Origin of the sequence: Treponema sp. UBA785 (genome assembly GCF_002297065.1) — a bacterium.
Taxonomy (GTDB): domain Bacteria; phylum Spirochaetota; class Spirochaetia; order Treponematales; family Treponemataceae; genus Treponema_D.
In genome coordinates, this window is the sequence record NZ_DBJD01000071.1 from 1 (window position 1) to 13,268 (window position 13,268).

General features: G+C 41.6%; 11 protein-coding genes and 1 pseudogene. 7 read left to right on the forward strand and 5 right to left on the reverse strand.

All coding sequences use genetic code 11. The features are described 5' to 3' along the window. Both B2X33_RS05985 and B2X33_RS05990 read left to right on the forward strand, forming a co-directional pair. Positions 1-495: pseudogene (locus B2X33_RS05985) on the forward strand (glutamine synthetase type III); the annotation flags it as partial. 250 nt (positions 496-745) lie between these two features. Next, positions 746-2,491, forward strand: a complete 1,746-nt coding sequence (locus B2X33_RS05990; RefSeq protein ID WP_296023355.1) for an ammonium transporter — start codon at positions 746-748, stop codon at positions 2,489-2,491. A 207-nt stretch (positions 2,492-2,698) separates the two neighbouring features. Here B2X33_RS05990 and B2X33_RS05995 read toward each other — a convergent pair whose 3' ends face one another. From B2X33_RS05995 to B2X33_RS06005, 3 genes are all read right to left on the reverse strand, one after another. Beyond that, a complete protein-coding gene (locus tag B2X33_RS05995; RefSeq protein ID WP_296668342.1) occupies positions 2,699-6,073 on the reverse strand; it encodes an alpha-amylase family glycosyl hydrolase in 3,375 nt (1,124 codons plus the stop codon). A 142-nt stretch (positions 6,074-6,215) separates the two neighbouring features. After that, positions 6,216-7,235 (reverse strand): radical SAM protein, encoded by a 1,020-nt coding sequence (locus tag B2X33_RS06000; protein ID WP_296668344.1) that lies wholly within the window; start codon positions 7,233-7,235, stop codon positions 6,216-6,218. A 5-nt stretch (positions 7,236-7,240) separates the two neighbouring features. Continuing rightward, positions 7,241-7,648 carry a hypothetical protein gene (locus B2X33_RS06005; RefSeq protein WP_296668346.1) on the reverse strand — a complete coding sequence of 136 codons (408 nt, stop codon included), beginning with the start codon at positions 7,646-7,648 and terminating at the stop codon, positions 7,241-7,243. Between the two features lie 330 nt (positions 7,649-7,978). On the opposite strand from B2X33_RS06005, the gene B2X33_RS06010 reads away from it, so the two are divergent. The 3 genes from B2X33_RS06010 (at position 7,979) to B2X33_RS06020 (ending at position 9,812) form a co-directional block, all read left to right on the forward strand. Then, positions 7,979-8,425: a PTS sugar transporter subunit IIA gene (locus tag B2X33_RS06010; RefSeq protein ID WP_296023337.1), complete on the forward strand. Its 447-nt coding sequence runs from the start codon at positions 7,979-7,981 to the stop codon at positions 8,423-8,425. Between the two features lie 76 nt (positions 8,426-8,501). Continuing rightward, positions 8,502-8,933, forward strand: coding sequence for a hypothetical protein (locus B2X33_RS06015; RefSeq protein WP_296668348.1), 432 nt, complete (start codon positions 8,502-8,504; stop codon positions 8,931-8,933). A gap of 132 nt (positions 8,934-9,065) precedes the next feature. Continuing rightward, positions 9,066-9,812, forward strand: a complete 747-nt coding sequence (locus tag B2X33_RS06020; protein WP_296023330.1) for a transglycosylase SLT domain-containing protein — start codon at positions 9,066-9,068, stop codon at positions 9,810-9,812. Positions 9,813-9,946: 134 nt separating this feature from the next. On the opposite strand, the gene pflA is transcribed toward B2X33_RS06020, so the two are convergent. Continuing rightward, complete coding sequence (gene pflA / locus B2X33_RS06025; RefSeq protein ID WP_296668350.1) at positions 9,947-10,693, reverse strand: pyruvate formate-lyase-activating protein; 747 nt, start codon at positions 10,691-10,693, stop codon at positions 9,947-9,949. A 474-nt stretch (positions 10,694-11,167) separates the two neighbouring features. Between pflA and B2X33_RS06030 the strand changes: the two genes are divergently transcribed. Both B2X33_RS06030 and B2X33_RS06035 read left to right on the forward strand, forming a co-directional pair. Then, positions 11,168-11,551: a PEGA domain-containing protein gene (locus tag B2X33_RS06030; protein ID WP_296668351.1), complete on the forward strand. Its 384-nt coding sequence runs from the start codon at positions 11,168-11,170 to the stop codon at positions 11,549-11,551. Then, complete coding sequence (locus B2X33_RS06035) at positions 11,544-11,948, forward strand: hypothetical protein (protein ID WP_296023320.1); 405 nt, start codon at positions 11,544-11,546, stop codon at positions 11,946-11,948. Before B2X33_RS06030 ends, B2X33_RS06035 begins: the two co-directional genes overlap by 8 nt. A 306-nt stretch (positions 11,949-12,254) precedes the next feature. On the opposite strand, the gene B2X33_RS06040 is transcribed toward B2X33_RS06035, so the two are convergent. Further along, positions 12,255-13,268: pyruvate formate lyase family protein (locus tag B2X33_RS06040; protein WP_296668353.1), on the reverse strand; the 1,014-nt coding region annotated here is incomplete at its 5' end.

Consider the following 13,268-nt stretch of genomic DNA (forward strand, 5'->3'; position numbering starts at 1 on the left):
GTTGAGCATTATCTTGACGCAAAAAACGTTAAGCTCTTTACAGAGATGGGCGTTTACACAAAAGACGAGATGGAAAGCCATTACGAGATTAAGCTCGAAAAATATGCGCAGATTTTGAACATCGAAGTGAACACAATGCTTGAGATGATTTCAAAAGATATTCTTCCGGCGGCTTACAAATACATTTCGGCGGTTTCAAAGACTGTAAGTGAACTCAAATCGGTTGTTCCAGGCGCAAAAGCCACAGCAGAAACAAAGGTTCTTTCTGAGCTCGATGTTCTCGTTGATGAACTTTCCGAAAAGGCAGAGTCACTCGAAAAAGCGCACGAAAAAGCTGAAAAAGCAGGAAATGCGCTTGCAGTCGCAAAGGCTTATGCCGATACAGTAAAACCTGCAATGGAAGAAGCTCGCTCTGTAGCAGACAAAATCGAGCCGCTTTTGGGCGAGGAATACAAGCCGTTCCCAAGCTACGAGGACTTGCTTTTTAGAGTGTAACCACTGGGGTTTTAGGGGCAAAGCCCCTAGGAGAATGGGGTGTCGGCGCAACGGCGGAGCAAAGCGACAAAGTGCGGCGCAGGGGAAAGGCTTTTCCCCTCTCCATAATTCTTATTTTATTGTAACAAATGCTGTCGCATAGCACGGCAGTAAAAGTATTGTTTTAAGCACAATGGCGTGCGGATTTTGTTCGTTTTTTAGCCGGACTGTCCGCGCGCTTTTTTTTGAATTTTTTTTTTGGAGGTAATTTATGGATTCAGCTGCACTAATGGAAGCGGTAAAGTCGGTTTCTAGCGACTTGTGGGGCGTTTGGTTTCTTTTAGGCGCCGCCCTCGTATTTTGGATGCAGGCCGGATTTGCAATGGTTGAAACAGGTTTTACCCGTGCGAAAAATACGGGCAACATCATCATGAAAAACCTGATGGACTTCTGCATTGGAACTGTGGTGTTTATTTTGATTGGATTCGGACTTTTCTTGGGCGAAAACGCGCTTTTCGGCTTGATTGGAAAGCCGAACTGGCAGATTTTTACAGATTACGGCAATTTTGACTGGTCAGGCTTTGTGTTCAATCTTGTATTCTGCGCGACAACAGCGACAATCGTTTCCGGCGCAATGGCGGAGCGCACAAAGTTCCTTTCTTACTGCGTCTATTCCGCTGTGATTTCTGCGGTAATCTATCCTATTGAAGCGCACTGGACTTGGGGCGGCGGCTGGCTCGCGCAGCTTGGGTTCCACGATTTTGCAGGCTCTAACTGTATTCATATGGTCGGCGGAATCTGCGCTCTGATTGGAGCTGCAATGGTCGGTCCTCGCATCGGAAAATTTACACGCGACAAGAGCGGAAAAGTGACTGAGGTTCACGCGTTCCCAGGCCACAATATTCCAATCGGCGCGCTCGGTGTATTTATCCTTTGGTTGGGTTGGTACGGATTTAACGGTGCGGCTGCGACTTCTGTTGCCCAGCTCGGTTCAATCTTCGTTGCCACAACAATCGCTCCGGCAGTTGCGACTGTTACCTGTATGATTTTCACTTGGATTAAATACGGAAAGCCTGATGTTTCAATGTGCTTGAACGCTTCATTGGCAGGTCTTGTTGCAATCACTGCTCCTTGTGATGTCGCGGACGCTCTTGGCGCTTCAATAATCGGAATTGTCGCAGGTCTTCTGGTTGTATTTGGCGTATGGCTTTTGGACTACAAACTTCATGTTGACGATCCTGTCGGAGCAGTTGCAGTTCACTGTTTTAACGGAATTTGGGGAACAATCGCTGTAGGGCTTTTTGCAAACCCGGCAGTTCCTGGATATTCAATTGCAAATAAGGCTGGCGAGCAGCTTGCAGGACTTTTTTACGGCGGTGGATTTGAGTGCCTCGGTCTTCAACTTCTCGGAATGATTTCAACAATCGCTTGGACTGTTGTCACAATCACGATTTTGTTCACAGTCATCAAGAAAATTTTCGGGCTTCGCGTTACAGCGGAAGAGGAAATTGTCGGTCTTGATAAGCTCGAGCACGGACTTGATTCAGGATACGCGGGATTTGCGACAACTTATTCGACAGAAGAAGTCGAAGAAGCAGAGAATGCTGGCATCGAAATTCCGTCTCTCAGCGTTCCAGTTTCCGGCACAGCTTCAAAAGAAGCAATAGCGCACAAGGTCGTAATTGTTACACGCCAGAACAAGTTTGAAAGGCTCAAGGCCGCGATGAACGAAATTGGAATAACCGGCATGACTGTAAGCAATGTAATGGGCTGCGGAATGCAAAAAGGAGCAAGCGAATATTACCGTGGCGCTCCAGTCGAAATCAACCTTCTTCCAAAAATCAAGGTTGAAACCGTAATCAGCAAAGTTCCGGTAGACACGGTTATCGAAGCGGCACGCAAAGCCCTTTACACAGGACACATTGGCGACGGAAAAATCTTCATAAGCGATGTGACAGGCGTTGTAAAAATCCGCACAGGCGAAACAGGCTACGATGCCCTTCAAAACGACAAATAGTTAAAAAAAATAGCGGTTTGACGTTAAACGGTGATTGAGCACAGTCAAAAGTGCATCGGTCGCCGTTTTTTTTAGGGCGCCACCCGCTTTTGCGGGCCGGAGTACTACAGGCTTCGGTGCCCTCGGTGCTTTGCACCGGCTTCGCCGCCTTCCGTGTTCCTGGCGCATCAGCTTGCTAACCGTCAAATCCTCATAAAAAATTCAGTTTTATTCTTTTTTTGCCGTCTTTTTTTTAGTTTTTACAGATTTTTCATCTTTTTTTGATGCTTTCGCAGTTTTTTTCTTTTTTGGAGCAAAAGTTTTCAAGAAATTCTCGCACTTGTATTCAGATTTTTTCTGAGCGCTGTCGAGATTCTTAAAAATTTTTTTGATTTTTTCTGTCAGAGCTTTTGATGTTCCCTCCAAAAGAATTTCTTCGGCTTCTTTTAGTGCATTTTCCATCATCTCTTTGTTAAACCATTTTACGCCGTCAAATTCGTTTGTTCCTGTCAAACTCTTGCTGTATTCTGAACTTACAAGCAGTTTTGCAAGCGAAAGTTCATCAATTTTTGCGCTTTTAAAAATAAATGTTTTTTCAAAGAAACTGTACGAACCTTCGATTTTTTCTGCAATCTTGCGCTGCAAATTCCAGTTTAAGCATAATCCCGTTTTTGAGAGCGGTTCAAGCAAAATCAAAATCTGTTTTTTGAGCCTCAGGATGCTGTCTTTTTTCTGAACCGGCGCCAGTTTTATTGCCGGAAGCTTGATTTTTTTCTTTGCCGGTGCAAATTTTTCAGCAGTTTTATAGAACTCTCTTAGCGGCGCCTCAAGTTTGAGCTTAAGTTCACTGCTAGAAGGCTTTTTGTTTTCTTCAAAGAATTTTACGGTTTCGTCCAGCAAAGCGCCGAATTTTTCATAGATTTCCTTAAAATGCAGTTCTTGCCAGGCAATTTTTAAGTCTGGAGTTCCGCTTCCATTCAAAAAGTTGCAAAGTTCTTCAAGTTTTCCGTCGCTGTCTTTTTTCTGCTCAATGTTCATAAAGACCTGAGTTTCAAAACCGTTCAGAGCAATAAACATTCCATGTTCGCAAATATCCTTTGAGCGTCTTATGTACCATTTTGCAGAGCGCTGTTCGTAAAAAATTACAAAACTGCCGGCTTGTGCATTCAGTCCCAAACCTTCGGAAAGTGAGCGCGAAACAAGCTTTTTGTCGTTTTCGCTAGAACCTGTTTTTACGGCATATTCGCACGACTGTTTTATCCAGCCGGCCGCACGTTCGTATTTGTTGTTGTAGAAAACGAGTGTATATTCGTGTCCGCAACGGTTTGAATAAGCAAAGACGTTTTCGTTTACGCTTCCGTTGTTCCAGACATCGTAGAACAAAAAGTCTTCAACTCCTGCAAACAGATAGCGTTTTTTGAGAAGAGGGAAAATTTCGTGGTTATGCCGGTCAATTAAATACTGGTCAGGAGATTCGTCGCGGTAAGAGCGCATATATTCCATTCCGTATTTTTCTTCAAAACCTTCAATCTGTCCGTGTCCAAACATTGGCAGCCCAGGCATTGTTATCATAAGCGTGCAGACGCCAAAATATTTGTCGCCTTTTCCAAACTGGGCAACTGCCGTTTCTTCGTCCGGATTGTTCATAAAATTTACATAACGCTTTAAAATCTGCGGATCAAAGGCAATCGTGTTTTTTACTGTCGAACGATACTTAAAGTTTTCTTCTTTTTTAAGCATGTTCATAAATGCTGAATTATAAACTCGGTGCATTCCAAGTGTTCGTGTAAAATATCCTTCCATCATCCAAAATGCTTCTGCAAGAAGGAGGGTATCAGGAACTTCTTTTGCAACACGATCAACAACTTCGCGCCAAAATTCATTTGGAATTCTTTTTTCAAATTCTTCTGCCGAAAGCGCATATTCGCTTCTGGTTGCAATGTCGCCGCCTTTTCCTGGTTCTGGATACCAAAGCCGTTTTATGTGTTTTTTTGTTAAAACCATGGCCGCATCAAAACGTATAATTGGAAAGTTTCTTGCAACATGCAGAATTTCCTGCATTACTTCTTCGCGGGCCTGAGGATTTAAAAAATCAATCTGAGCTGTATCGTTCCACGGCATTCCTGTTCCGTCGTTTCCGTGGTAAATGTAGCGCGTATCGCCAGTCTGAGTATCGACGCGTTTAAAGACAACGGCACAGTCATTTTTTGAGTAATAATGGTCTTCCAGATAGATTGCAACCCTGCTGTCGTGGCTCAAGTTTACACCGTTAAAAGTGTACTGCGGAAAAGGATTGTCGCGCCTTTGAACGAACAAATCCGGTTTTTCAACCACCCATTTAGAATCCATTCCGGTGTGATTTGGAACCATGTCGCTTGCAAGTCGGATTCCGCGCTGCCAAAGCCTTGTACGCAGGTTTTTAAGCGCGTCCCAGCCGCCAAGATTAGAAGCAATTTCATAATCTTCGAGAGAATATGCGCTTGCCGCTGCTTCAGGATTTCCGCATAACTGTTTTATTCTCTTGCTTGCAGAAGAACGCTCCCAAAGACCGATTAACCAAAGTCCTGTAAAACCCCTGTCGCGCAGCAAATCTAGTTCTTCGTCAGGAATCTGATCCAGTCTCGAAATTTCCCTATTGTATTTTTTAGAAAGCTGAAAAAGCCATACAAGGACGGTTTTTGCCATTAAAACAACGCGAGGCATCCATTCTTTGTCGCTGCTAAACCTCTCATATTCTTTCATTAAATAGTCGTAGTTTGGAGGACTCATGTCCGGGCTTCCTCCGTTTGTCGGACGCCATTCCGGTTTCCATTCTTCAGACAGAAGGTCGCTTCCTCCAAAAAGTCTCTTTATCCAGTAATCTTCACTTTCGCCTTCGCCCGGCAAAAAAAGATCAGACCAATGAATGCGGACATAATTCAACTGTTCTTGCAGATTGTCCGGAGCAAATTTTACAGGTTCTTTCAAAAACGAAATCAAATCGTGGCCGTAAGTTCCCCAAAAAGGCAATTGCTTAAAATAAGACTGAATAAGTTTCCATGATTCGCCATAAATTGACTTTTTTTCCAAATTAGAATCGTCAAAAAGCGGATAAAAAGGCTTAAAAGCAGGATTTTCGTTCGCCAGATGAAGCATAATCATCTCTTCGAGCGTCTGTTCCCGGTTTGTGCGCGTGCGATTTGTCTTTCGTTCAACCATTTCAGTGTTCAAAAAATCTTGAATTGAACATTCGCCCTTGTAAACTGCGACCGGTGGAAATTCCTCGCAAAAAGCCGTCAAAAGAGAATCGACTTTTTCTTTAGAAAATTTCGAATCAAGTTCACCTAAAGCTTCTTTAAATGCATCAGGATATTTTTGTCTTCTGTAAGTCCAGCATGCAAGATGAAAAACTTCGTCCAAAAGTCCCATTGCGTTCAGAGTTCCTGCGCTTACTTCTGTTTTTCCGTTCTTTTTTAAGTATTCGTTAAATTTTGCCTGAAAAGCCCGTACTGCTGGCAAATTCGCAAGAATAACGTTGCCGCTCGAAGAAAAAAGCCCTTCAGAAAAATTACAGGCGTTTCTGACCGTCCGCGAAATATGAAATTCATTGTAAGAAAAGGTCATTTTTTCCTCCGTTTTGCGCATTTATTTGAAAAATTTTTGCCGATTTTTTTTGCAAAGAAAGTAATTGCAAGACAATTCAAAAATCGACATTTTTCTCATTATAGCATACTAGAAGGCAAAAATGACATTTTGAGGTTATTTTTTATTCAATAAAACCGTTTTTCCAGTGCCAGACAGGTTTTGCCAGTTTATTTGAAAAAGGCTGTTGTTTTGTAAAGTCCGGAAGCCAGTCCGTATCAGTGCTCAAATCCTGATAAAAAAGCAAGTCAAAATCAAAAGCTTCTATCATATCGCGCAGATCCTGGTCTTCGGTTGTGTTTACAAGCCTGTTTTCGATTGACGAAAGCGCATTTTTCCGTTTTTTCAGTTCATCTTCGCTTCCTTCAAAGGGAACTGGAGTATACTGGTTCATGAGCGAAATTATCGCTTTTTTGTCTGCGTTTTCTTTGAGCCACGAAAGCACATCCACAGTTTCTTCAAAACGGCCTGGCAAGAAAAGGTGGCGTATTATTACGCCTTGAAGGAGTTTTTGTTTTGTTATTCTATTTTTTTTTACGCTGGCAAATTTAAGCGGATTGTGTTCAATCATCCACAAAAGGGCTTTTTTTGCAACTTCCGGATAATCTTCGGCCGAGCACAGTTTTTTAGAAAGTTCTGAGCTCAAGGTCTTAAAATCCGGCAAAAAAATCGTCACTAATCCGTCGAGCATTTCGAGCATTTCAACGCTGTCATAACCGGAACTGTTCCAGCATACAGGCAGTTTTAGTCCGCGTTTTTTAGCTTCTTCAATAAATTGCGCAAGTTTTGGAATGTGGTGGCTCGGCGTAACAAGATTTATGTTTTCCGCGCCGGCATTTTCAAGTTTAAGACAGATTTCTGCAAATTCCTCTTTAGAGACAGTTTTTCCCATTCCCTGCTGGCTTATCTGATAATTCTGGCAGAACGCACAGCGCAGGTTGCATCCAGTCAAAAAAATAGTTCCGCTTCCGGAATGAACAGTAACAGGAGGCTCTTCTCCAAAGTGCAGGCACGCCACCGAAACTTTCAGGTCAGCGTCTTCAAGACAAAATCCTGTTTTTCCGGCAAATCTATTTACACCGCATTTTCGCGGACATAGCCTGCATTCCGAATACAAATTTACAATTTCGTTATCGCTAATCATAAAAACTAAAGCGCGCCGTTATCAAGAATTATGCTCATAAAATTCTGCAGACTGTCCAAATCCAAATTTTCAGCTTCGTCATCGCAAAAATCCTTGAGAGTTTCCCAGTCGTCGCCAGTTAAAATTGAATAATCTTCGTCAGAATCTCCGTCCAAAAAGTTCTGAAAAACCGTAATCCTGTCGATATTTTCCTGCGAAGGTTCATTTTCGACGTCGGCCGAAGAAAAAATATACGAATTCAGCCAATAATCCGCAATCGACCTTGCCAAATCGCCTGCATTTCTGTTTGAAGAGGCAAAAAGACTTGAAATCTGCTCGCAAACTTTTCTGCCGTCGTATTTTCCGCCATTGTCAGCGCGCACGTGCTTTTTAATTCTCTGAATATCAGCCAAAAATTTAGAAGTATCCGACATATTAACATTCCTTTTTATAAATATAAATTAAATTTTTATTCGGGGCCATTTTTGCTTTGCAAAAAGCGGGCTTTTCGCGGCTCCGGCAATTCGCCTTCGACCAAAGGCAAGCCTTTGTTTTCGCTGCGCTCACCGCTTCAATCCCTTGTCTAAAAGACCCGAAAATTTAAAAACTTCATTTTTATTATAGAAAAACAATATTTAAACTTCAATAAAAACAAAAACGGTAGTATAATAAAACTAGAATCAGGAACTAACCAAAAGTATCTTTGGTTATTTTTTAAGAAAAAAATTCTTGACTTTGGTAACAAGGGAAGGTAAACTAAAATTATGGACTTAAGAACAGTATTAACACCTGAAACTGTAGAACTTCATCTGCAGGGCAAAACAAAAGAAGACATCATCGACGAGATGCTTGAAATTTTAGTTAAGGCGGGAAAAGTAACTGATAAAGCTGCTGCCCGCGAATGTGTACTTGACCGTGAACGTAAAATGTCTACTGGTATGAAGCACGGAATCGCTATTCCACACGGAAAAACAGACACTGTATCAGATTTAGTAGCATGTATCGGTATTTCTGATAATCCGGTTGATTTTGATTCTTTGGATCAGGAACCATGCCGTATCTTTATTATGACACTTTCGCCAGTAAATAAAACTGGTCCGCATCTTCAGTTCTTGGCAGAAGTAAGCCTTTTGTTCAAGAGTGCAGAAAAACGTCAGCAGATTCTTAATACACAGGACAAGGCTGAAGTAATAAAAATTCTTACCGAATAGTTTTTTGGCTAGAAATCGGGGAGGCTCTTGACCTTTTGGTCAGGGGCTTTTTTTATTTATACAAGCTGGAGAAAATATGAAATTTGAAAAAATTTTTGAATCAAAAAATCATAAACTCTATAAAACGACAGGAGAAGAAGTTCCTGTAACAGAAAAAATGATTTTTCCTGTAAAATGGAGCGACGTGGAAGGCGCAGAAGAAGAATATGATGAAAATTTTCTTGCTCAGCTGCGCGACCGCCTAAAAGTGCTCGAAGAAAAAAACGAATTTGTTTTTTTGGAGCCTGTTTACGACAAAAAAGCGACTCCAGGACAGTTTAACAACGCAATGAAGCATACAGCGCGCCGTGTAAAAGACTGCAAATCAGTTATTGGAATGGCTCTTGTAAGCGAAGTTGCCGATGACGCAGATGTTTTGAGCGATTTTTTGGAGAAAATTTCAGAAAAACATCCGCAGTATGTTTATTTTGCAAAAAAGCCCTGCACGGAAGACGTTGTGCTTTATTAGGTCAAAAACCTGCATAAAATCATAAAAATGTCGCATATAACGGAATTTTGTTGAAAATAATGCAGATTATTACAATTTATTCTAAAATCTCTAATTGAAATTAGTATTGAAATGTGCAACTATGAATCCATTATGAGTTCATATACTGCAAAATTGTTCAGGGAAGTTCTTCCTGTCAGCGTTTTGTTTTTAAGTGTGTGCTTGCTGATATATTTTTTACTTCCCTCTGGAGAAACAGAATCTGTTCTTGATTCTTATGCTGAATTGGCCAATGCAAAATATTCAGAAGAATTGGCGCTCGAAGTTGGATTAAAACCGGAATATTTTGAGTTTTCAAACGAAAATGACCGTGGTCTGGAGCTTTACAGACAGCCTGGCTCTCGCGCATCTGTTGAATGGTTTTATACTCAGGTGACAGGCAACCGTCTTGTTGCACTTGCAATCCTTGAAAATGCCGACAGAAACAATATTCCATTGAGCCTCGCATTTAGCCTTGCTTTTGTAGAGAGCCGCTTTAAGCCGGACGCAGTCAACAGAAATTCAAATGCGACTGTTGACAGAGGACTTTTCCAGTTAAACAGCGCGTCTTTTCCACATTTGACTGAATCAGAATTTTTTAATCCTGAAGTAAGCGCAAAATACGGAATGATTCATTTGCGCTGGTGCATGGATCTGGCTGGAACAGGAAATGATGTGACTGCGCTTGCCATGTACAATGCCGGTACAACAAGGGTTCGTGCAAATAAGACACCTCAGCATACCCTAAACTACGTTGCAAAAATCAGCGCATATCGGGTAAAACTCGAAGGCCGTTTTAATTCAGACGTGGCTTCTTTTTTTAACGGTTCACAAAAGAACACAAGTCTTGCAAAAAAGTAACACTAAAATTATTTTCCCTGCTGCTTTTGTGGCAGGGATTGGAGTGGTGCCGAAGGCAAACAAACGCTTGCGTTTGGTCGCAGCCACGCAAAGCCCGGCGGGGCTTTGTAGCCCCGGCCACCCAAATTCTTATTTTATTCCTGCCATCGAGTATATTTATCACATTCCAAAATCTTTCTTGCGTTTTCGATCTGTTCTGCGGACGGCATTGGCGTATCTTCAAGGGCGTATTTGATTCCCATGTCGCGGTATTTTGAAATTGCAAGGTTGTGGTAAGGAAGAATTTCAACGCGGTAAACATTTGAAAGAGTACGGATAAAATCCCTTGTTTGAGTCAAATACTCATCGTTGTCCGTAATTCCTGGAACAAGCACGTGGCGAATCCAGATTGGCTTTTGAATTTCGTCGAGATAGGCAAACATTTCGCGGATGTTTTTTCCGGTTTTTCCTGTGAGCTTTACGTGCTCTTCCTCGTTTATGTGCTTGATGTCCATAAGAAGAATGTCTGTAACTTCCATCAATTTTTTGAATTTTTCAAACCATTCGCCTTCTTTTGTAAACGGTTCTCCAGCTGTGTCAATGCAAGTATTGACGCCTTCTTTTTTTGCAAGCGTAAAGAGCTCAATTAAAAAATCAATTTGCAGCAGCGGTTCTCCGCCGCTTACTGTAATTCCGCCTTTTTTCCCCCAGTACGAGCGGCAGGAAAGCGCTTCTTTTAAGACATCTGCAGGTTCCCAAAGCTTGCCTTCTTTCATAATCCAGGTGTCCGGATTGTGGCAGAATTTACAGCGCATATTGCATCCGGCAGTAAAAACTATAAAACGTGAGCCTGGACCGTCTACGCAGCCAAAACTCTCAAACTGATGAATGTATCCTTTCATATTGTACCTCGTAAAAATCTAATTCTTTCTATAATAATCTAACAAATTTTCGGCATTAAGAAAAATAATTTTTCAAAATTTTTCTTAATTTTAAGGAATAGAAAGCAGAATAAAAGCAGACATAGACGGAAGTTTTACAAAGCGGAATCAGAAGAAATACAAACTTCTCGAAAAAACTGAAGCTTCACAATTGCGTCGGGCTAAACGAGGGGCATTGGTTTGCAACGGCTTTGGCAATATCGTTTTTCTCTTGGCTACTTGACTTTTTTTCGGGGGGGGGTAGCATTTTTTAGCTTTAGCTTAAAAAGGAGCATGTAATAAGAACTTTGCCTAAAATAGCGTCAAAGTTTTTATTAACAAGTTTGCGTTGCAAACTTTCTTATCAACTGCAATTTCTCGCTTCGTTGCGAAATTGCGTTAAAAAGTCAAATCGAAAATTGATATTTTCTCATTGGCTTTTTATGGGAGAAAAAGATGAATCTAAAAAAAATTGGAGCAAACGTTACGGCTGGAATTCTGCTGGTGATTTTTTGTGCGTCTTGCGTTACGCAGACAAGAGTTAATTTTTTGACAGATGTTGACGGCGCGGAAGTTTATGTTGACGGAGAAAAAATCGGAACAACTCCTGTCCAGAAAAAACTCAGCAACGCGGTTTGGAAAGATCCTGACATTTTGATAAAAAAAGAAGGCTACAAGGATTTGTATACTGGCTTGAACAAAGAGATTAAAGGCGTAAATCTCGTTAGCGGGCTTCTTCTTTGGTGGCCCTCATTGTTTTGGGTTTACGGTCCAAAGAAAAATCAGAGCTATATGCTTATGCCTTCCGCAAACAGTGTTCAGGACAGCGTGAATGAATAAAATTCGGCTTTGTCATAGCCGAAAATCTTTCCGCTTTTTGTTTTTTCTGATTCTTCCTGTTTTTCTGATTTCTTGCGGAAATTTCTCTTCAATTTATGGAAAATGGGAAGATGAAGAGAGAATTCTTGAATTTGACGATTACGGAGATTTTTGCCTTGAGTTCAAGAATTCAAGGCTTGTGAAAGGTTTTCGCGGAAAAACTTTAAGAAAGAAAAATGTCATTGTCTTGTTTTTTGAGGAATTTGAAAATTCTGAAGGCGAGTGGCTTTACACTGACGGAACGGATTTGGAAAATTACAAGGAAGTTCTGCTTCTTTCGTTTGAGAACGGAAATCTTGTTACGGAGGTAAAGGCGACCGGCAAAAAAATTGTTTATTCGAAAGTTTCCTCAAATTGATAAGTTTTTGGATTTTTGATTCAAGTTTATTCAAGGCAATTCAAGCCTGGACGGAAGTTTTTTGCTTCTTTCCGGGCTTTTCTTATTTGCTGACTTTTATGTATTTTATATTGATTTTTGAGGCAGCAGATATAAAACAATATGTTCTGTCTGAAAGTATATCAAAACTATAAGAAGAAGGGGTTGCGCTTGGTTCTTTTGCCAATGCTAGTTATTTATGAATTTTGCGAAATTGAATAAAAATAAAAAAGCCGCTCCAGTTATAAAACTGGAGCGGCTTTTTTGTCGCTAATTCAACATTTTAGATTACAGAGAAGCGTGGCAAGTACGAGCGATAACATCGTCCTGCTGCTCTTTTGTAAGGTTGATGAAGCGAACTGCGTATCCAGAAACGCGAACTGTGAAGTTTGCATATTCTGGCTTCTCTGGATGAGCCTGACAGTCCTTGAGTTTTTCAACTCCGAATACGTTTACATTGAGGTGGTGTGAGCCAGCGTGTCCTGAATCTGGACCGCAATCAAAGTATCCGTCAAGAACGTTTACAAGGTTGTCGATTCTTTCTTCCTCGTTGTGTCCGAGCGCGCTTGGGTTGATTGTCTGTGTGTTAGAAATTCCGTCCAAAGCGTATTCGTATGGAAGCTTAGCAACTGAGTTCAAAGACTTAATCAAGCCTTTTGTCTCTGCGCCGTAGCTTGGGTTAGCTCCCGGTGAGAATGGCTCGTGTGCCTTGCGTCCATCTGGAAGAGCACCTGTAGCTTTTCCGTATACAACGTTTGAAGTGATTGTAAGGATTGATGTTGTTGGTTCTGCATTGCGGTATGTCGGGTGCTTTCTGATCATTGTCATGAAATCTTTGAGCAACTGAACAGCGATTGCGTCTGCGCGGTCATCGTCCTGACCGTAGCGTGGGAAGTCGCCCTCAACGATAAAGTCTTTTGCCAATCCTTTAACAACTTCTTTTACAGCGCCAGTCTTCTTGTCTTTGATTTCTACATCGCCGCGGACAACCTTAACTTTTGCATATTTGATAGCAGAAAGCGAGTCTACAACGTGTGAGAATCCTGCGATACCTGTAGCGAATGTTCTCTTGAGGTTTGTGTCTTCGAGAGCAAGCTCTTCAGCTTCGTAGTAGTATTTGTCGTGCATGTAGTGGATTGCGTTCAATGAGTTTACATAGATTCCAGCAAGCCATTCGAGCATCTGCTTGTATTTTGCAACAACTTCTTTGTAGTTAGAAGCGTCGAGAACATCAGCAGTGATTGGCTGATAAGCAGGTCCAACCTGAACACCTGGTGTAAGTCCATCAGGCTCGTCGCGTCC